Source organism: Virgibacillus tibetensis (genome assembly GCF_036026595.1).
GTDB classification, from domain to species: Bacteria; Bacillota; Bacilli; order Bacillales; family Amphibacillaceae; genus Virgibacillus_P; species Virgibacillus_P tibetensis.
On the sequence record NZ_JARZFX010000001.1, the window covers coordinates 566,647 to 586,334 of the forward strand.

The following is a 19,688-nucleotide window of genomic DNA, read 5'->3' on the forward strand; positions in this document are numbered from 1 at the left end:
CATGCAAACGCTTTACAAAAATAGGGATATTCCTTATAATAACCTTCCACTTATAAAGAAGGGGGAAAACACATGTCTAAAAATAAACTAATAGAAACAGCTATAAATATAAGAAAAAGAGCCTATGTACCTTACTCTAAATTTCCTGTAGGAGCAGCTCTGATCACAGTGTCTGGAAAAATCTACACAGGATGCAACATTGAAAATGCTTCTTACCCTGTATCCTGCTGCGCTGAACGGGTTGCTATTTTCAAAGCAGTCGCAGATGGGGAGAGAGAATTTAAAGAAATGGCAGTCGCAGCAGATACGGCAAGACCGGTACCACCTTGTGGAGCCTGTCGCCAGGTCATGAGTGAGTTCTTTAAACCAACCATGACAATACACTTAACGAATCTAAATAGTGAAGTAAAGACTGTTACAATGGAAGAACTATTACCTTTTTCATTTCAACAAACAGATTTGCCTGTAATATAATTGGATCCACGTCTTACTAAATACCTTATCAAAGGAGGCTGGTTTTCCAGGTTCCTTTTTTAATGGTATAATAGAACGAAAGATTTCATTCATAAAAAAGAGTTGACATCCATAAACTGTTAAGTGTACTTACGCTTGCAGTCAGAAAAGAAATATGTAAATTATATGAGGTGATTAAATGAGTTTAAGTCGTGTGCAACTCAATGGAAAAGATATTTTAGAGAAAGAATTTAAGGTAGCAATGCGAGGCTATAACCAAGAAGAGGTTGATGAGTTTCTGGATGCAGTGATTCAGGACTACGACATCTTCAAACAAGAAATTGACAGATTACGCCAGGAAAATGAACGACTTAAAAAAGGTTCACAAGAACAGACAAGGACAAGAACTGCTCAACCAGCAACACAAGTAAATTATGATGTTCTTAAAAGATTATCCAACCTGGAAAAAGCAGTTTTTGGTAAAAAGTTCACTGAGTCTGGAGAGGGGAATGGATAAACAAAAGATTATCCAATTTTTCCCATCACTTGAATCAATGGTAATATCATGCTAGAATAAGAGAAGGAAATATTAAATACTCATGTGATCGCTGTATTAATTTACAGAGGAAAGTCCATGCTCGCACAGACTGAGATGTTTGTAGTGTTCGTGCTTGACGAAATCATAAGTCAAGGTAGCCAATGAGGTTAACGGCAGGAGATATTCCTAAGTCATTTATGATATGGAATACTATCCTTGAAAGTGCCACAGTGACGTAGCTGGAATGGAAACATTTCGGGTGGAACGAGGTAAACCCCACGAGTGAGCAACCCAAACAATGGTAGGGGCATCCTTTAGTAGGGAATTCAACCGAAAGAGGGACAAGTGTTACTTGTAGATAGATGATTACAACCAGACGTACGAGGCTGACCACCGTTGGAAGTACACTGGTACAGAACATGGCTTATCGAGTATTTAATGGTCTACATAACGAATAATTAAACCTTTTTGATGGCATAGTGCTATTGGAAAGGTTTTTTCGCGTTTAAGACATCATATTCATCCATTCAACAAGTGAATGGATATGTTTTCATTTTACCTAATAGGTTATGATAAACTAAAACAAACTTAATTTTTGAAATGAGAGGTAACTTTATGCAGAATGTAACATTAATTGCAACAGCAGCTATGGGTTTAGAATCTGTAGTCGCCAATGAAGTAAAACAATTAGGATATGATGTAACCGTAGAGAATGGAAAGGTTATCTTTGAAGCCCCCATTTCAGCAATACCACGCTGTAATCTATGGCTAAGAACAGCAGACCGTGTAAGAGTACTTGTTGGAAAGTTTAAGGCCACGACATTTGACGAACTTTTTGAGTCAACGAAAGCACTACCTTGGGAGGATTACATTTCAGAAGATGGAATGTTTCCAGTCACCGGTAAATCATTGAATTCAAAGCTGTATAGTGTTCCTGATTGCCAGGCGATTGTTAAGAAGGCAATTGTAGATCGATTGAAGTTGAAATACGGAATCGCTACAAAAATGCCAGAGACAGGAGCAACTTACAAATTAGAAATAGCACTACTCAAAGATGTTGCTACATTAACCATGGATACATCCGGAGCAGGTCTACATAAGAGAGGCTATCGTGTGGGTCAAGGTGAAGCGCCTTTAAAAGAAACAATGGCAGCAGCCCTGGTCATGCTGACGAATTGGAAGCCGGACTATCCCTTGATAGATCCATTTTGTGGTTCTGGTACCATTGCCATTGAAGCAGCGTTAATTGGCCAGAATATTGCTCCAGGTTTTAATCGTGAATTCGCCTCCCAAGACTGGAAGTGGATTAGAAATAAATACTGGGAAGAAGCAGCTGAAGAAGTGGAAGATAAGGCAAATTATGATCAAAAACTTGACATCATTGGGTCTGATATTGACTATAACCTAATTAAAATAGCGAACGACAATGCCATTGAAGCAGGGCTTGGTGATCTTATATCATGGAAACAAATGCAAGTAAGGGATTTGTTTATTCGAAATGAGAACGGGTATTTAATAGGAAATCCACCTTATGGACAAAGACTGGGTGATGAAGATGCAGTTGCAGAGATTTATAGGGAACTTGGAAATGTTATGCGTAGTCACCCTAGTTGGAGTGTCTATATCCTCACTGCCTTTGAAAACTTTGAAAAACAGTTTGGCAAAAAAGCAACGAAAAAAAGAAAATTATTTAACGGGTTCATCCGAACAGATTACTATCAATATTTTGGTACTAAAATAAAGGGGGAATAAAGCTTGGATAACACCTATTTAATCGAAAAGGACTTTAAAAACTTATTGAAAGAACAGAGTGCTTATCAAGAAGCAATAGCGCTGGCACAATGGGATTTGCGCACAAAAATACCTGAAAATGGTATTGAACAGCGCTCAGAAATTATAGGTTTTCTCTCTGAAAAGTCACATCAGCTGGAGACATCTGAAAAGATGAAATATTTTATTGATCTATTAAAAGATAACACGAATGATGAGATCATGATAAAAACGGTAGCTGAATGTGAAGAGAAGTATAATCGAAACCGTAAAATTCCTCATAATGAATATAAAGAATATGTGATGCTCCAATCTAAATCTGAAGCGATATGGCAGGAGGCAAGAAAAAAATCAGATTTCGCCCTTTTTCAACCCTACTTGGAAAAACTGGTTGAATATAATAAAAGGTTTGCAGCTTATTGGGGCTATGAAGATAACATCTATGATGCACTTTTACATAATTATGAACCGGGAGTAACAACTAAAGAATTAGATGACATATTTCCTCAACTGAAAAATTCACTAAGTTCCTTATTAGAAAGAATTAATCTTAGTAATTACAAACCTGATCCGACTGTTTTGAAAGGTCACTTTCCAAAAAGGAATCAAGAAAACTTCAGTATGGAAGTACTTAGGCAAATGGAATATGATTTCACCTCCGGTAGACTTGATGAAACTGTGCATCCTTTTGCCATTGCCTTAAATAAGCATGATGTTCGTATCACAACTAGGTATGATGAACAAGACTTTCGTGTTGCTGTATTTGGCACCATTCATGAGGGTGGGCATGCATTGTATGAACAAAATATTAATCAAGATTTAGTAAACACGCCGCTTGCAACCGGAACATCGATGGGAATTCATGAATCACAGTCACTTTTCTGGGAAAACTTTGTAGGCAGAAGTAAGGCCTATTGGGAAACATATTATGATTTATTTAAAACCTTTGCTCCAAGTCATTACCAACAGATTCCATTCGATGACTTTTATCGTGCCGTCAATGAAGTTAAGTCATCCTTTATCAGAATAGAAGCAGATGAATTAACATATCCGCTTCATATTATGATTCGGTATGAGCTGGAAAAAGCGTTAATCAATGATGAAATTAAGGTGAAGGACTTACCACACCTTTGGAATGAAAAGATGGTGGATTATTTAGGGGTAAGACCAACATCAGATCGAGAAGGAGTATTGCAGGATATCCACTGGGCAGGAGGAGATTTTGGCTATTTCCCTTCCTACGCTTTAGGTTATATGTACGCAGCACAGTTAAAGGAAGCATTAAATAAAGAAATGAACTTGGATAAACTCATAACAACTGGTAAGTTTACTAAAATAAAGCAATGGCTAAGCGATAATATTCACCATTACGGTAAAATGAAGAAACCATTAGAGATTATTGAAGATGTTACACACGAAAAGCTAAATTCAGATTATCTCGTAAATTATTTAACTGCAAAATATACAGATATTTATAAACTCTGAGCATTAGGACGTTGATTGATTTATTATTTGGGGAGTGTTCTACTGCCAGATGTGGAATAAAATATGGTTTGGAAAAGGTGACTTTATGACATATATTTGTTCAACTGGTATTGGTATTCCCAAATACACTTTAAAACAAAATGAGGTAAAGCAACTTGTAAAAGAAGTGTTCATCTATTCTGAAAAACAAATAAATAGATTATTACCTGTTTTTGATAATGCCCAAGTAACCGATAGACAATTCGTTGTCGAAAAAGATTGGTTCAAAGAAAAACATTCATTTCAGGAAAGAAATGATTTATATCAAAACTATTCTAAAGAATATGCATTAAAAGCTATCGATAACTGCCTGTCTAATTCACAATTTCTTACTACGGATATTCCCTATGAAGCCATTGACATGATCATTTATGTATCAAGTACGGGAATAGCTACCCCATCCATGGATGTTCACCTGCTTAATGAGCGACCATTCCGTCAAGATGTTAATCGTATGCCATTATGGGGGCTAGGCTGTGCTGGAGGTGCGATAGGGTTATCCCGGGCACATGACTGGATAACATCACATCCGGAGAAAACAGCCTTACTAATTTGTTGTGAACTTTGCAGCTTGACATTTCAAAAAGGAGATATGAAAAAGAGCAATATGATAGGGACTGCGCTTTTTGGTGATGGAATAAGTGCAACCCTGGTTACTGGTGATCAATCGCCATATCTCTCGTACCGTAGAAGTACAACCCCAAAAATTATGTACACCAGCTCCTTAACTAAAAGAAACAGCACTTCTGTTATGGGATGGAAAGTAACAAACAGCGGGTTAGAAGTAGTATTCTCAAAAAGCATCCCTGCCCTTGTAGACTCTTTCTGGGTAGAGCATATTAATGCCTTTTTAAGGGAGACTGAACTTACAGAAGAAATGATTCACTCCTTTATAGCGCATCCTGGAGGTAAGAAAGTGCTGGACGCAATGGAACGTGTCTTACAGACTTCTGCTGAAAAACTTAGCCATTCTTACAATGTCCTTAATAACCATGGTAATATGTCATCTGCTACAGTAATGTATGTGTTAGGTGAATGGATGAAACAATCTGTTGCCAAAAATGAAAAGAGTATATTATCTGCACTGGGGCCTGGATTCAGTTCCGAATTAATTTTATTGGAGTGGGGTTAAAAATGCCTTTATTTATGTGGGGTTTAATTAGTGTTATTATTATTCAGCGTTTAGTTGAACTGAATATTGCTAAAAAAAACGAGAAATGGATGAAGGAAAGAGGGGGTATTGAAAGAGGACAAAGCCACTACAAATGGTTTATCATTCTTCACGTCTTGTTTTTTATAAGCCTGCTGCTTGAATCCATGATGCGGGATGTTACCCATGTCACTCTCAATTATTTCTTGTTTGCTGTTTTCATCCTTACGCAATTAATTAGGATATGGTGCATTCGTACCCTGGGTAAATTTTGGAATACAAAGATAATTATCTCTCCTAATTTTTCATTAGTCAGTGAAGGACCCTATAAATTTGTGAAGCACCCGAACTACATTATTGTAGGTATTGAGCTAATAGTTATTCCTTTGTTGTTCGGTGCTTACATAACAGCTGTGGTATTTCCAATTTTACATGTCTTATTACTAACAATAAGAATACCAAGTGAAGAAAAAGCACTTGCTGAAGTGAAGTTTTCCCGGGAAAGAAATGAGAATCATTAAAATCAGCCTTTTATATTAAAAGAGGACAGCTGTGTATAGACTGTCCTCTTACTATTTTTAATTATTCCCTATCGGCCAATCAAATGGTGGGGAGCCTGGTGGTGAATTTTGAATTATATCTACAAAAGGAATCGTGTATGCAAATAATATCAAAGCAATCGTAATAGCGATCCACAACTTCCAGTTCTCCAGGAATTTCGGTGTTGGTTCAGCATCATCTTCTTCTTCAGCGATAGGATATTCTTCTTCCCCTTTAGGCGTGAAGAATGATAGTTTGACAAAAATATATACCATCAACAGAATACCTATAAATAGGATGGATCCTCCAACAGCTTGTGCCATTTGATATCCAATCCATTCAGTTGCTTGCTCTGTTCCGCCATACTCGGAGTAGGATGAGCGTCTTGGCCCTCCTAGAAGACCTTGTATGTGCATGGCTCCAGACATAATAGTCATACCAACAGTCCAGATAATTGATTGAATAATACCGAGTCGGTTAATTGATTTGGTTAGTGTTCTGCCTGTTAAATGCGGCACAAGCCAATAAGTTATCCCGAAAAACGTCAATATTACAGTAGTGGCAACAGTTAAATGAAAATGCCCTGTGACCCAAATGGTATTATGAACAACGGCATTCATTTGATGGGAAGCATTAATAATACCACCAGCGCCACCCGGTATAAAGGCTAACATACCAATTACAGGAGCAAGGAAACGAACATCCTTCCAAGGCAAATGCCTGAACCAGCCAAACAAACTTCCAAAACCTTTGCGACGTCCAGTGACTTCAAATGTGGCAAAGATGGAAAACGCTGTCATCAGACTAGGTATTACAACCATAAAAGTTAGGACAACCTGAATAAACTTCCATGTTGGGTCAATTCCAGGTTCCGTTAATTGGTGATGGAACCCTACAGGAATAGAGAAGAACAATAATAAGATAAATGCCATTCTTGCAAGTGAATCACTGAATAATTTCCCACCGATGATTTTTGGTATTATAGCATACCATGCCATATAAGCTGGTAATAACCAGAAATACACTAGCGGATGTCCAAAATACCAGAATAATGTTCTACTTACTAGAACGTTAATCGTTTCAGCATAGCCAAGTGACCATGGGATGAATTGAACAAGTACTGCGACTGCAACGCCGATGGATGCAATGATCCACATAAGCATGTTAATTGTAACCATAAACGCCAGCAGCGGTGATTTTTCACCAGGATGTTTCTTTTTCCAAACATATAACTGACGGAAATTAACAACTCCTGCAATCCAGCTTCCAATAATAACCAGAGCCAATCCCATATAAAACGCTGGATGGGCTTTTAATGGTGCATAGAAAGTGTAAAGAACACTTGCTTTTCCCAATAAAATGGTTATTGCAGTCATTACTGTACCAACAAGCATTACCCAAAATCCCAACCAAGCTACTTTACGTTGTTTGTCTGACATTCCTACAGTTTTACCCATTAGAGAAAACTGAAATCCGATAATAAAATAAGTTGTCAATACAAGCCCCAGAATTACGCCATGAACAGTCAACACCTGATAATAATCAATACCCCAAGGTAATGTGATAGTTCCTGACCTTACTAATGTTTGAAGAAGTCCCATTAATCCTCCAATAAATAAAGATATAAATGCAACATGCAGGAAGGACATATACAGTCTGGATTCTTGTTTAGAAATAGTCAAAGGTAGCCTCGAATTATTCGTTGTAGTTGTCTTTATATTTTCAATCGCCATTATTCATACACCTCCACAGTTGCAAACATTAAGTGATGGCCGAGACCGCAATATTCGTTGCACACAATTGTATACTCACCAGTTTTATCCATTACTGTTTCTAAACTACTTATATAACCTGGTTCAACCATCATGTTTACGTTTGTCCCTGCTATATTAAATCCATGTACCACATCAGGGGTAGTTACTTGAAACAACACGGTTGACCCTTTGGGAATACGTAAATTCCTTACCTGAGCACCGTCCTCATCCAGTCCCAGGTCATAATTAAATGCCGTGGCTACAATATTGACAATATATTTATCATCGGCCACTTGTGTAATTCCTAAGTTCTCTTGCTGAAAAGCTTCATGTGCCTCAATATTTTCCGGATCGATAGTAACACCATGACTTTGTGGATGAGTACCTTGCCAAAACGCTCCGAAACCCAAGACCATTAAAAATACTACTAATGACCCTATTCCAAAGATCAACCACACCTTTTCATATTTGTGTAAATGCATGCTTAATCACTCCCCAATATATACTTTTTCTACCTGCCAATAAATAATGCAAAAACACCAGCCCAGCTAACAATAATAAATAACCCAATTAACATTACAGATATAAAAGTGCCCTTTAAATTTGGTTCTTCTTTTTGTGTATCTGTTTGAGGCTTTCTTTCCTGTACACTGCTCATTCCAATCACCCCTTCAAAGCAGATTAATTCCTCTTGTTTTTATCATACACAAATTAGTAATAGAATTAATTGGAATAGCGCACGTTTCACAGATTGTTCAAGAAGACTCAAGGGACGCTGTTTAGATGTTTTACTAACTTTTAAGTTAATAAACTATATGGCTTTTTTGTGACTTTTTTGTTAATAATCCTTGAAAAACAGAACAAACTATCTATATCTATGGAGATCAGACGTTACTAGAAAATAACAACGATCCATAACATAGTGCAGAATGGGAGTGGGGTTATATGACATATTGGATGTGGGTATTATTTGTGTTTGTGCTATGCGAAAGAGTTATGGAGTTAAAAATTGCAAGAGAAAATGAAATATGGCTGAAGGAAAGGGGAGGGGTACTGAAAGAAGAAAGAAGATATAGGTGGTCTAAGCTGCTCTATATGTCGTTTCTGGTATCAATTTTTTGGGAAGCTACAACACGTTCTGTACCAGATTTACACCTAAACTACTTCCTTCTTTTTATACTCAGTTTTATAATTGGAGGGAAGATTTGGTGCATATATTCTCTGAAAAAGTTTTGGAATTTGAAACAAATCGTAGTACCGGGAGTTTATATTCTTAAAAAGGGGCCATATAAATACGCCAAACAGCCCTACAATATCTTTACAATAGCATCTATGTTCATAACACCATTGATTTTTGGAGCATATATTAGCGCGTTTGTTTATCCAATTCTGTATATAATACTAAGTAAAATCAGCTTAACAAGGAAGGAACCTGCCTTTTCAAAAGTTTCCCTTTAACAAAATCGGACAGCTATACTAATAGCTATCCGATTTTGTTTCTTTATTATTATGCATGCTTTTTGCAATATACATGAATGGCGTATCCATTAATGCAACCACAAATTTTATAATGTACGTAGTAATGAAAATTTCAATCCAGATAGAAAGTGGAAACTGTCCATAAAATGCTATTGTACAAAACACTGCTGTATCCAGTAGTTGGCTGATTGCAGTACTTCCATTATTTCTGATCCATAAATGTTTATTTGTGGGGAATAACTTTCTTAGTTTGTCATATATCCATACATCAGAATACTGACTGATAATATAAGCAGCTAAACTTCCCGCAGCGACTTGGGGAATCAAACCAAAAATACCTTCTAATGCACCTTGAGCAATATCATCCGCCCCTGGTTCAAACTGAAGTGCTCCCTGCATGACAAGGGTCATCGTAATTAATGTAGTGAACCCTAACCAAACAGCTTTCTTAGCTTCTTTTTTACCGTACTTTTCATTTAGTATATCGGTCGCTAAAAAAGCTGTTCCGTACATTATATTTCCTAACGTAGCGGTTAGTCCCAGTAGTTCAACTGTTTTTAAAACTTGTATGTTAGCTATAACTGTAGCCATACCAATCCATACAAATAAACCCATCTTACCAAACAATCGGTAAAACAGTAAAAGCAGCGAAAAATTTACGAGTGCAAATAAAATCCAGATTATTTCGTTGGACATGGTTAAATACCTCCATAGTTTTGATAACGCGGGAGATTGCGAACCGCGGAAGAACAATAGCAATTATTATATCGATTATCCCCGGGTAATGCAACGGATATAACCAAAAAAAGTGGTAATCAATTAAGATTACCACTTTATATACGTTTTTGTTATTATCTTTTCGTCACGTTAGCAGCTTGAGGGCCACGTTCACCTTCAACAACTTCAAAAGATACTTCTTGACCTTCTTCTAATGATTTATAGCCTTCTTCCTGGATTGCTGAAAAATGTACGAATACATCATTTCCTTCTTCCAATTGAATAAAACCAAAACCTTTTTCTGCGTTAAACCACTTTACTACTCCATTTTCCATGTGAATAATCCTCCTAAAAACTTCACGTTTATGAACTTTATTTGTTATAAACGTGTTAATACAAAGCAGACAAACGGATTTAAAAAAGACAACAACTATAAAAGGTAGGATCATAATTGCATCCACTTCTATAGAAGCTGCCTATGTTTTACATGATCCCGTACATCTTCTTTGCTTGTGTCTAATATAGCTTAATTCTCCAGCCCAGTCAAGAAATTGGCAGTAAGAATCAACTATAAATAACTTTCCCACAATTGCTTGTTATTATTAGTTATGGAACTAGAACTAAATAGAGATAAAAGTATAAAAACGTTTACAAAGGATGTACAATATAGATAGGAATAGGAAAGGAGACACAATAATGAAAACTGATATCACTATTGCACAAGAAGCAAAACTTAAACCAATTGGAGAAATAGCAGCAGGGTTAAACCTTTCTAAAGAGGACTGGGAGCCATACGGTCATACAAAAGCAAAGCTGTCCGATAAATTACTGGGTAAATTAAAAGATCAGCCAGATGGGAAGATAATCCTAGTAACCTCCATAAATCCAACTCCTGCGGGAGAAGGTAAATCTACTGTAACAGTAGGTCTTGGACAAGCATTAAATAAAATTGGAAAAAAAGCTGTGATAGCATTACGTGAGCCGTCTTTAGGACCTGTCATGGGAATAAAGGGAGGGGCTGCTGGGGGCGGTTATTCTCAGGTACTTCCAATGGAAGATATAAATCTGCACTTCACTGGTGATCTCCATGCGATAACTAGTGCAAATAATGCCCTGTCTGCCATTATTGATAATCATATACATCGAGGTAATGAACTGAACATCGATCCAAGAAAAGTTGAATGGAAGCGTGTAATGGATATGAATGATCGTTCGTTACGACAAATTGTGGTTGGTCTTGGGGGACCTTTAAAAGGGGTCCCAAGAGAAGATGGGTTTAACATTTCTGTTGCTTCTGAAATCATGGCTATACTATGCCTTTCAACTGGACTGGAAGATCTAAAGGCAAGAATCGCCAACATCGTAATTGGCTATACATACGATGACATACCAGTTACTGCTAAAGAATTAGAAATTGAAGGGGCACTTACTTTATTACTGAAAGATGCAGTGAAACCAAACTTAGTACAAACAGTTGAAAATACACCAGCGATTATTCATGGTGGTCCATTTGCTAATATAGCGCACGGATGTAACAGCATTATCGCAACAAAAACAGCAGCAAAATTAGGAGATTATGTAGTAACAGAAGCAGGGTTTGGAGCCGATCTTGGCGCAGAAAAGTTCCTAAATATAAAATCGCGTGCAGGTGATTTCGAACCGGATGCTGTTGTTATAGTAGCAACTGTACGTGCGTTAAAGATGCATGGAGGGGTCGCAAAAGATAATTTGAAGGAAGAAAATGTAAAAGCATTAAAAAAGGGAATGGAAAATTTAAAGAAACATACTGAAACGATTGAAAACTTTGGCTTGCCATTTGTTATAGCTATAAACAAGTTTCCAACAGACACTACTGCAGAGACGGATTTCGTTGAAAGCTGGTGCGAGTCAAGGGGGATAGAAGTAGCTTTAACAGATGTATGGGCAAAAGGTGGAGAGGGCGGCATTCTTTTAGCTGAAAAGATCATTGACAAAGCGGAATCCACTGAGAGAGATTTTAAACGTCTTTATGAACTGGAAGAGACACTGGAAAGCAAAATCCGCAAAATTGCTCAAACGGTTTATGGAGCAGATGATATTGAATTCTCATCTAAAGCAAAAAAACAAATTACATTTTATGAGCAGCAAGGTTGGGGTAAATTGCCTGTTTGTATGGCAAAAACACAATACTCACTATCTGACAACCCTGCATTATTAGGCAGACCTAAAGGTTTTACCATTATGATTAGAGAGTTGCGTCCTTCTATCGGTGCTGGTTTTATTGTTGTATTGACTGGTGATGTAATGACAATGCCTGGATTACCTAAGAAACCAGCAGCCCTTAAGATGGATGTAACAAATGATGGAAAGATTGTTGGACTATTTTAATGGAAAAACGGCAACAACTAGCAGCAATTAAAAACTATGCTTACAAGATATTTCACAACGACGCCACCGGTCATGACTTTTATCATATGAGACGCGTAGCACGCCTATCCCAAGAGATTTCTGAGGAAGAAAAAGCAGACCCATTTATATGTGAAACGTCTGCCTGGTTGCATGATATTGGTGATAAAAAGCTATTTACTGACCCGAGGAAGTCTATTGAAGAGATGGAAAACTTTTTAGAGTCCTTACACATGTCAAGCGAGGAAATTAATAAAGTCAAAACATCAATTAGGAATATATCGTTCAGTAAAGGCGCGATTCCGGAAACTATTGAAGGGAAAATCGTTCAGGATGCGGACCGAATTGATGCCATAGGCGCTATAGGAGTTGCACGAACGTTTGCATACGGAGGCGCAATGAATCAATTGATCCATCACGATCATGAGGTAGAGAATACGTCTATCCAGCATTTCTACGATAAGTTATTGAAGGTAAAAGGATTATTGCATACAGATTCAGCTAAAAAAATCGCAATGAAACGTCATATCTTCGTGGAAGAATTTTTAGTGCAGTTTCATAATGAGTGGTAATAAAAAACAATCAAGTTGGCAGAGACAACCCAGCTTGATTGTTTTTTTACTTATTAGCCAACAGGCTCTTTTTGTACACGTTTACTGTTCACCAACCAATAATGCTGGAATATTTCAGTGACTGCCAACAAAGCTCCAGTCAGTACCGCGCCCCAAAAGGTAACATACGTATCGAATAAATACAAAGCTCCTAAATAAATTATCACGGCGGAAGCAATAAAATCCAATAAAGTACTTAACCAAATAGTATTTTCTCTCAATAGCGCCATTTCCAGTGCAACACCTATAAACGCTAACGACACGCCGAGTACTATCGGCTGAAACCAGTAGGCAAAGTTTACATTGGGAAAGATCCAGGAAGCAAGTATAATACCAATAGGCGTAACAATTAATTTTACAACTAATCCAGTCATCCTCATCCACCTTCACACAAATATAAAGGTAGTGTTTGTTAACTTTAGAAAATAATACATGCTACTGACATTTTATTAGTTAACTCGTTTGGCTCCTAAATACTTTGGTCCCCAATAAGAATTGTTCATATCACTTATTTCTACCCCACGTGATTCACCAGCGTGAATAAATTTTCCGTCACCTAGATATATGCCCATATGGGAAGGACCAGGTTTATAGGTTTCAAAAAACACAAGGTCACCAACTGATGCTGAAGAGACCGGCTGTGCGAAATTCCATGTATCACTAACAGTTCGGGGGGTACTTATACTCTGTGTTTGGTAAACATATTGTATAAATCCACTGCAGTCAAAGCCCCCTGGGCTAGTTCCCCCCCAAGTGTAAGGTGTTCCAATAAAAGATTTTGCTGCTTGAATGACATCCTTATTATTTGACCCTTTCACTTCAACTTTCTTAACTTCCTTTTCCTTTGATTCCTGTTTACTTTTCGTTTCAACTTTCACTTCTGCCTTTTCTTCTTCAACCTCTTCGTCCATTGGTTTATCATACAAAGCTGTTAAGGCTTCTTTTGTAATTTCCTCGTTCATTTCAATTCCGTGCTCTTCCTCGGCAATTTTTAGAGCATTTTTAGTAAGCGGGCCATAGATGCCATCAAGCTCACCATCGTAATAACCAAAGTATTGCAGGGCTTTTTGTGCAATTTTTACTTCTTCACCGTGCATTCCAGGGTAAATCGATTCTTTTATGTCTTCTAATTGTGCTATATATTTCTTTTTTTCAATTTTTATTAATGCATATATTGTTTCTTTATCCGCTTGGCCATTTATTGTAATATTATGATCTGCCTGGAATTTTTTTAGTGCATGTTCAGTTAATAAGTCAAATTCACCGTCAATTTCATCTTCAAAATAAGATAATTTATTTAGTTTTTTTTGCAGCAGGCGAACCGATTCCCCGTGTTCACCATATTCTAGTTGTTCTGTTTTAAGTAAAATTTTGTTTTGCAGTTCAGGATATGCATCAACATATGTAGCGAGCGGCTGACTTAACACATAGCTGTATAGAATGGAATGCTTTACTACATGTTCAATTGTACCATTTAGCATGCATTTATCCCCTTTCTTTTTGTGACTGTCCCTAACAACTTTATGTACAAAAAAATACTTTTATGAGTTACGTTTATGTTACAATGTAGGCACTATCAGGTTACTTAACAGAGTACTATATGGAGGAGATTACTATGGTAAAGGGAGAACAAGCATACATAAATTTATGTAAATATATACTACAATCAGGAACTAAGAAAGAAGATCGAACAAATACAGGAACATATTCAGTTTTTGGACAACAAATGCGTTTTGATTTAAGTGAAGGATTTCCGATACTTACGACAAAGAAAGTACCTTTTAAGTTAGTAGCAAGTGAGCTTCTTTGGTTTATTAAAGGAGATACAAACATTCGCTATCTATTAGAAAATAAAAATAATATATGGAATGAGTGGGCATTTGAAAAATGGGTGGATAGTAATGAATACACAGGTCCAGATATGACAAATTTCGGAAACCGCAGTCAACAGGATCCTGAATTTAACAAACTATATCAAAGCCAAATGGATCTTTTTAAAGAAAAAGTCTTAACAGATAATGATTTTGCACGTAAATTTGGTGATCTTGGTTCTGTGTATGGCAAGCAATGGCGTCAATGGAAAACTTCCCAAAATGAAACGATTGATCAATTAAAAGAAGTAATTGAATCTATTCGTACAAATCCAGACTCACGCAGGCATATTGTTTCAGCGTGGAACCCAGAAGACATACCAACAATGGCTTTACCACCATGTCATACGCTATTTCAGTTCTATGTCGCTGATGGAAAGCTATCATGCCAATTATACCAGCGAAGTGCTGATGTTTTCCTGGGCGTACCTTTCAACATTGCAAGCTATGCATTATTAACCCATTTAATAGCTCACGAGTGTAATCTGGAAGTGGGGGAGTTTGTTCATACATTAGGAGATGCACATATTTATACAAACCATATTGAACAAGTAAATATGCAGCTGGGCCGTGATAGGAGATCTCTTCCTAAATTAGTCATTAACAAAGAGAAAGATTCTATCTTTGATTTTGAACTAACTGATTTCGAGCTAATCAATTACAACCCACACCCATCAATTAAAGCACCAATTGCTGTATAAAAATTCAAGGAGGGTATTTCATCATGATTTCATTATTATTAGCGATGGATCGCAATCGTGTGATTGGCTTAAACAAGGACTTACCATGGCATTTACCAAAAGACTTACGATTTTTTAAAGAAAAAACAACAGGCGAAACAATAATTATGGGAAGAAAAACCTACGAGTCAATGGGTGGTGCTTTACCAAATAGAAAGAATGTCATTCTCACGAGAAATGAAGCGGACTATCCAGCTGGAGTTGATACAATCAATGATCTGAAAACAGTACAGAAATGGAGTAAAGAAAATCCCGAGAAAGAATTTTTTGTTATAGGTGGCGGTGCTGTTTTTGAACAGGCACTACCATATGCTGACAGAATGTATATAACCTGGATTGACGAATCGTTTGATGGGGACACGTATTTCCCTGATTATACAGAAGAGGAATGGATTCTTACTTCAAAAGAAAAAGGGGAGAGAAATGATACAAACCCCTACGATTATTATTTTTTGCAATATGACCGTAAGTAAAATAAAAATCGAGGGATACTATGCGCACATGTGGAGTAATTCTTTCCGGTGGGAAATCTTCCCGAATGGGGACAAACAAGGCATTACTTAAGTTGGGTAATAAGAAGGTAATTGAACATATTGCAGATGAGCTTCAATCACTAACTGACGAAGTGATCATTGTTACCAATGAACCATCCTTATATACGTTTCTTGATTTACAGCTGATTTGCGATAGACATCAGGATAAAGGTCCATTAGCAGGTCTTGAATCCGCCTTTCATCATATAAATGCGGACACTTTTGTTGTTGCAGCATGCGATATGCCTTTTGTAAAACAGAGTGTATACGCTCATTTACTTCAACAAACAGAAAACTACGATGCAGCTGTGCCAATTTATAATAGGCAAATACATCCTTTATCTGCAGTATATAAAAGAAGTGTTTTACCTCTAATGCAGCAAAGGCTTGAGAATAATGAGCTTCAAGTGAAAGGTTTTTATGATCAAATTCATGTAAACTATATTAATGAATACGGTGACCTGGCTGATGAGGTTGTAAGAAAACACTTTTTTAATATGAATAATCCAGAAGAATATGAACAAGCAAAGTTATTATAGGTTGTTTAATGGATAGTAAACATGTTAAACTATAGACGATTAATACAGGCGGGAATCTATGAACAATATGTGTATTTTGTGGTCTTTTATATACGCAGCAGAGAAAGTATCTTATAATAGAGATAACTTCTACAATAGAATTTATGAGGTTAAGTCAATTATATAAAGTAGGTGTAATGATGTTTTCAAGTATAGGTTTTCCAGGATTAATTTTAATCTTAATCATTGCGTTAGTAATATTCGGACCGAAAAAGCTGCCGGAAATTGGTAAAGCGGCCGGTCAGACCTTACGTGAATTTAAGAAGTCTACAAATGATTTAACAAGTGATGTTTCAGACGAATTTAAAGACGCAAAGAATATAGTACAAGGTAAAGAAGTTAAATAGATCTTGGGGAGTGAATTAAATGTTCAGTAGTATTGGTGTCCCTGGATTAATATTAATTCTAATTATAGCATTAATCGTTTTTGGACCTTCCAAGTTACCGGAAATCGGAAAAGCTGTAGGAACTTCATTAAAGGAATTTAAAAGTGCTACCAAGGATATAGTATCTGACGACGATTCGTCGACAAAGAATGATAATCATACATCAAATAAAAACTAATGTGTTGAAGGTGTAAGGTAAATACCCTTGCATCTTCTTTTGTGTTTGATTGACGAAGTTCCTCATAGTTTTTTGTACATAGTAGTAGGGGTGTGAAAGAATGGCTGATAACAACGCTCAATTTAGCGATAAGGAAATGAACCTGACAGGGCATTTATCGGAATTAAGGAACAGGCTGATCGTTACAGCAGTCTTCTTTGTTTTATTTTTTATTGTTGGATTTATTTTCGTAAAAGATATTTACTGGTTCTTTGTTAATGATCTAGACTTCCAACTGACTGTTATAAGTCCTGGAGAAATAATATGGATACATTTTACAATGGCAAGCCTCGTTGCGATCACCGGAACTATCCCGATTCTGGCTTTTCAAGTTTGGTCATTTATAAAACCGGGGTTAACACCGAATGAGAGAAAAGCATCTTTAGCTTACATTCCTGCTATATTTCTCTTATTTATTGGTGGCTTAGTATTTGGCTACTTTATGTTTATAAAATTAATCCTGCCCTTTTTACTATCATTAAATAATGGCATGTTTAATGAAATGTTTACCGTTGATAAATATTTTAGATTTTTACTTCGAATAACATTTCCATTTGCAGTATTGTTTGAGATACCAATTGTAGCTATGTTTTTAACGGCTCTAGGGGTAATTACACCCGATTTCATGCGTAAAACAAGAAAGTATGCATATCTGATACTCATTATTATTGGAACCATTGTAACTCCTCCCGACTTCATATTACAGATAGCTGTGGCAGTTCCTTTAATTATTTTATATGAAATCAGTATTTATCTTGCTATGATTGTATATCGTAAAAAACAACGAAAACATAAAGAGTTTATGGAAGAGGACAGCTTTAATTAACGAGGTGGGGAAATAATGCGTTCATTCTATCATTTTTTGATGACATACAGAGGGAAAAAAACACCAGATGACAATAGTCGTTTAGCCGATTGGGCATTTTTTGATCATAACTTTCCTAAACAGTCAATAGATTATGATGAAATCAGCAACTATTTAGAATGGAATAGCCCTTTCTCTAATGCATTGGTTACTTTTGATGATCTATGGGATATATATAATACAACAAGTTAATTAATAGTATAAACTAATGGCTCTGGAAATTACCAGAGCCATTAGTTTTCAATTAGAGCTATAATATCTTGGAAGGCGAAGAAGTTTTTCGCATGTTTTTTTGTTAGCATAAGATAGACTCCACCCTTATCTAATTTAACGATCGTTCCAATATAATCTGTTACGCAACCATTTCTATAAACGGAGAGGATTACCGGTTTCTGTGTCTCGTACGCAGCCATTAATCCATTATTAATCATTTCAATTTCCTGGGAGTCCAGAATTGGTTTTACTGTTTTCTTATCTTCCTGCCAAAGTTCATTCAGTAACCCTGCATGCTCAGGCAGCATTAGGGAAGTCCACTTTATTGACCCTCTGTCTCTAACCACTTTAATCACCTCATTCCAAGTATATACGAACATACGATCCTTATGCAATTTAAAGTATCAACTTCTTAAATCTATTTGTTGGAAACAAAGGGGAATAGAGGAATATAAAATTCAAACAAACGTTTGATCAATAAATCTAAGTAACCGGTAAACATTCATGAAAGGCACAAATTACGCAATATACAACCAAATGGTAACGTCTCGTCAAAATCGCCAAGGATACACCACTAATATATTCGAATAAGGCAGGGCAGTTGACGATAGATATTTGTCATAATTAGGTATAAATTGTTTTATTCTGCGGTTACCCGGGAAATAATAAATATTATTTACAGCCCACCAGAACTTATCCGTAGCTCCTGAAAACTAGTATGGATATAGCCTACACCCTTTTTTATTCATCACGTACACTAATCTAGATGATTTATACTTAAAGGGGGATGAATATGTTATTTCCGACTCAAAGACCAGGTAATTTTAACCCTGCTCAGGGGCAACAAGGGATGAATCCCTTTATGATGCAAAATAGAGGTTTGGTCAACCAAGCACCTACTAAAGGCGGCTTGCAGGGCCTGATTCAAAAATTTATTTCACCACAATCATCTGGTGGCAGTGCGACCGGGGCCGGTGGCGTGGTAACTAAGGGGGCAGGAGGGATATCTAATACATTAACTAACATACAGCAGGTATTAAAAGTTGTTGAATCTGGTGCACCTATTATTCAACAATACGGACCGATGGTGAAAAATCTTCCTGCTATGTATAAAATGATGAAAGCGTTTAAAGACTTGGAGAGCTCAGACGAAAGCGAATCTATGGAAGATAGAGAAAGCTCAAGTAATATGAACAAGAAAGACAAGAAAGAAGACAGAACTCAAAAGAAGAAATCAGCAAATGATAAAATCAGAACTAAATATACCAGGCAAAAAACAGGCGAATCAACTCCCAAATTATTTATTTAAGTAGAATAAGTCTTGGGGCTTGCTTTTTCTGGCTATAAACGGAAAAATAGGGGTA

25 protein-coding genes and 1 other RNA gene are annotated in these 19,688 nt (G+C 36.7%); 18 read left to right on the forward strand and 8 right to left on the reverse strand.

Annotated features, from left to right (window positions below):
* Nucleotides 1–72 precede the first annotated feature (72 nt).
* From QGM71_RS03200 to QGM71_RS03230, 7 genes are all read left to right on the forward strand, one after another.
* Nucleotides 73–474 carry a cytidine deaminase gene (locus tag QGM71_RS03200; protein ID WP_327606064.1) on the forward strand — a complete coding sequence of 134 codons (402 nt, stop codon included), beginning with the start codon at nt 73–75 and terminating at the stop codon, nt 472–474.
* A gap of 178 nt (nt 475–652) precedes the next feature.
* A complete protein-coding gene (gene gpsB / locus QGM71_RS03205) occupies nt 653–970 on the forward strand; it encodes a cell division regulator GpsB (protein ID WP_327606065.1) in 318 nt (105 codons plus the stop codon).
* A 76-nt stretch (nt 971–1,046) separates the two neighbouring features.
* An RNA gene (gene rnpB / locus QGM71_RS03210) (RNase P RNA component class B) lies at nt 1,047–1,423 on the forward strand.
* Nucleotides 1,424–1,606: 183 nt separating this feature from the next.
* Nucleotides 1,607–2,743: a THUMP domain-containing class I SAM-dependent RNA methyltransferase gene (locus tag QGM71_RS03215; RefSeq protein ID WP_327606066.1), complete on the forward strand. Its 1,137-nt coding sequence runs from the start codon at nt 1,607–1,609 to the stop codon at nt 2,741–2,743.
* 3 nt (nt 2,744–2,746) lie between these two features.
* Nucleotides 2,747–4,246 (forward strand): carboxypeptidase M32, encoded by a 1,500-nt coding sequence (locus tag QGM71_RS03220; RefSeq protein ID WP_327606067.1) that lies wholly within the window; start codon nt 2,747–2,749, stop codon nt 4,244–4,246.
* A gap of 49 nt (nt 4,247–4,295) precedes the next feature.
* Nucleotides 4,296–5,417 carry a type III polyketide synthase gene (locus tag QGM71_RS03225; RefSeq protein ID WP_327606068.1) on the forward strand — a complete coding sequence of 374 codons (1,122 nt, stop codon included), beginning with the start codon at nt 4,296–4,298 and terminating at the stop codon, nt 5,415–5,417.
* A gap of 2 nt (nt 5,418–5,419) precedes the next feature.
* Entirely contained in the window at nt 5,420–5,956 is a 537-nt protein-coding gene (locus tag QGM71_RS03230; protein ID WP_327606069.1) for an isoprenylcysteine carboxyl methyltransferase family protein, read from the forward strand.
* Between the two features lie 57 nt (nt 5,957–6,013).
* Here the strand turns inward: QGM71_RS03230 and QGM71_RS03235 are convergent, their stop codons facing one another.
* The 3 genes from QGM71_RS03235 to QGM71_RS03245 are packed head-to-tail and all read right to left on the reverse strand — an operon-like array spanning nt 6,014 to nt 8,387.
* On the reverse strand, nt 6,014–7,708 hold the full coding sequence (locus tag QGM71_RS03235) for a b(o/a)3-type cytochrome-c oxidase subunit 1 (RefSeq protein WP_327606070.1): 1,695 nt from the start codon (nt 7,706–7,708) through the stop codon (nt 6,014–6,016).
* Nucleotides 7,708–8,211, reverse strand: coding sequence for a cytochrome c oxidase subunit II (locus QGM71_RS03240; RefSeq protein WP_327606071.1), 504 nt, complete (start codon nt 8,209–8,211; stop codon nt 7,708–7,710). The genes QGM71_RS03235 and QGM71_RS03240 overlap by 1 nt, the downstream gene beginning before the upstream one ends.
* 29 nt (nt 8,212–8,240) lie before the next feature.
* The gene (locus QGM71_RS03245; protein ID WP_327606072.1) at nt 8,241–8,387 is read right to left on the reverse strand and encodes a cytochrome c oxidase subunit 2A; all 147 of its coding nucleotides are present in this window, start codon (nt 8,385–8,387) and stop codon (nt 8,241–8,243) included.
* A gap of 338 nt (nt 8,388–8,725) precedes the next feature.
* Between QGM71_RS03245 and QGM71_RS03250 the strand changes: the two genes are divergently transcribed.
* Entirely contained in the window at nt 8,726–9,187 is a 462-nt protein-coding gene (locus QGM71_RS03250; protein ID WP_327606073.1) for an isoprenylcysteine carboxylmethyltransferase family protein, read from the forward strand.
* An 18-nt stretch (nt 9,188–9,205) separates the two neighbouring features.
* Here the strand turns inward: QGM71_RS03250 and QGM71_RS03255 are convergent, their stop codons facing one another.
* Both QGM71_RS03255 and QGM71_RS03260 read right to left on the reverse strand, forming a co-directional pair.
* Nucleotides 9,206–9,904, reverse strand: coding sequence for a queuosine precursor transporter (locus tag QGM71_RS03255; RefSeq protein WP_327606074.1), 699 nt, complete (start codon nt 9,902–9,904; stop codon nt 9,206–9,208).
* Between the two features lie 155 nt (nt 9,905–10,059).
* A complete protein-coding gene (locus QGM71_RS03260; protein ID WP_327606075.1) occupies nt 10,060–10,260 on the reverse strand; it encodes a cold-shock protein in 201 nt (66 codons plus the stop codon).
* Between the two features lie 361 nt (nt 10,261–10,621).
* Between QGM71_RS03260 and QGM71_RS03265 the strand changes: the two genes are divergently transcribed.
* Together QGM71_RS03265 and QGM71_RS03270 are read left to right on the forward strand one after the other, a co-directional pair.
* Nucleotides 10,622–12,292 carry a formate--tetrahydrofolate ligase gene (locus tag QGM71_RS03265; protein WP_327606076.1) on the forward strand — a complete coding sequence of 557 codons (1,671 nt, stop codon included), beginning with the start codon at nt 10,622–10,624 and terminating at the stop codon, nt 12,290–12,292.
* The gene (locus QGM71_RS03270; RefSeq protein WP_327606077.1) at nt 12,292–12,882 is read left to right on the forward strand and encodes an HD domain-containing protein; all 591 of its coding nucleotides are present in this window, start codon (nt 12,292–12,294) and stop codon (nt 12,880–12,882) included. The genes QGM71_RS03265 and QGM71_RS03270 overlap by 1 nt, the downstream gene beginning before the upstream one ends.
* A gap of 53 nt (nt 12,883–12,935) precedes the next feature.
* On the opposite strand, the gene QGM71_RS03275 is transcribed toward QGM71_RS03270, so the two are convergent.
* Nucleotides 12,936–13,295 carry a hypothetical protein gene (locus QGM71_RS03275; protein WP_327606078.1) on the reverse strand — a complete coding sequence of 120 codons (360 nt, stop codon included), beginning with the start codon at nt 13,293–13,295 and terminating at the stop codon, nt 12,936–12,938.
* 75 nt (nt 13,296–13,370) lie between these two features.
* Nucleotides 13,371–14,402 (reverse strand): C40 family peptidase, encoded by a 1,032-nt coding sequence (locus QGM71_RS03280; RefSeq protein WP_327606079.1) that lies wholly within the window; start codon nt 14,400–14,402, stop codon nt 13,371–13,373.
* Nucleotides 14,403–14,536: 134 nt separating this feature from the next.
* Here QGM71_RS03280 and QGM71_RS03285 point away from each other — a divergent pair, with 134 nt between their 5' ends.
* The 7 genes from QGM71_RS03285 to QGM71_RS03315 all read left to right on the forward strand — a co-directional run bounded on the left by QGM71_RS03285 (nt 14,537) and on the right by QGM71_RS03315 (nt 18,303).
* On the forward strand, nt 14,537–15,493 hold the full coding sequence (locus tag QGM71_RS03285) for a thymidylate synthase (protein WP_327606080.1): 957 nt from the start codon (nt 14,537–14,539) through the stop codon (nt 15,491–15,493).
* A gap of 23 nt (nt 15,494–15,516) precedes the next feature.
* Nucleotides 15,517–16,005, forward strand: coding sequence for a dihydrofolate reductase (locus QGM71_RS03290; protein WP_327606081.1), 489 nt, complete (start codon nt 15,517–15,519; stop codon nt 16,003–16,005).
* Between the two features lie 20 nt (nt 16,006–16,025).
* Nucleotides 16,026–16,604, forward strand: a complete 579-nt coding sequence (gene mobA, locus QGM71_RS03295; RefSeq protein WP_327606082.1) for a molybdenum cofactor guanylyltransferase — start codon at nt 16,026–16,028, stop codon at nt 16,602–16,604.
* A gap of 179 nt (nt 16,605–16,783) precedes the next feature.
* The gene (locus tag QGM71_RS03300) at nt 16,784–16,990 is read left to right on the forward strand and encodes a twin-arginine translocase TatA/TatE family subunit (RefSeq protein WP_327606083.1); all 207 of its coding nucleotides are present in this window, start codon (nt 16,784–16,786) and stop codon (nt 16,988–16,990) included.
* Nucleotides 16,991–17,009: 19 nt separating this feature from the next.
* Entirely contained in the window at nt 17,010–17,207 is a 198-nt protein-coding gene (locus QGM71_RS03305; RefSeq protein WP_327606084.1) for a twin-arginine translocase TatA/TatE family subunit, read from the forward strand.
* Nucleotides 17,208–17,307: 100 nt separating this feature from the next.
* A complete protein-coding gene (gene tatC, locus QGM71_RS03310) occupies nt 17,308–18,072 on the forward strand; it encodes a twin-arginine translocase subunit TatC (RefSeq protein WP_327606085.1) in 765 nt (254 codons plus the stop codon).
* Between the two features lie 15 nt (nt 18,073–18,087).
* Nucleotides 18,088–18,303 carry a YozE family protein gene (locus QGM71_RS03315; protein ID WP_327606086.1) on the forward strand — a complete coding sequence of 72 codons (216 nt, stop codon included), beginning with the start codon at nt 18,088–18,090 and terminating at the stop codon, nt 18,301–18,303.
* A gap of 41 nt (nt 18,304–18,344) precedes the next feature.
* On the opposite strand, the gene QGM71_RS03320 is transcribed toward QGM71_RS03315, so the two are convergent.
* Complete coding sequence (locus QGM71_RS03320) at nt 18,345–18,671, reverse strand: YolD-like family protein (protein ID WP_327606087.1); 327 nt, start codon at nt 18,669–18,671, stop codon at nt 18,345–18,347.
* A 446-nt stretch (nt 18,672–19,117) separates the two neighbouring features.
* Between QGM71_RS03320 and vrrA the strand changes: the two genes are divergently transcribed.
* Nucleotides 19,118–19,633 carry a VrrA/YqfQ family protein gene (vrrA, locus tag QGM71_RS03325; protein ID WP_327606088.1) on the forward strand — a complete coding sequence of 172 codons (516 nt, stop codon included), beginning with the start codon at nt 19,118–19,120 and terminating at the stop codon, nt 19,631–19,633.
* Nucleotides 19,634–19,688: the final 55 nt, after the last annotated feature.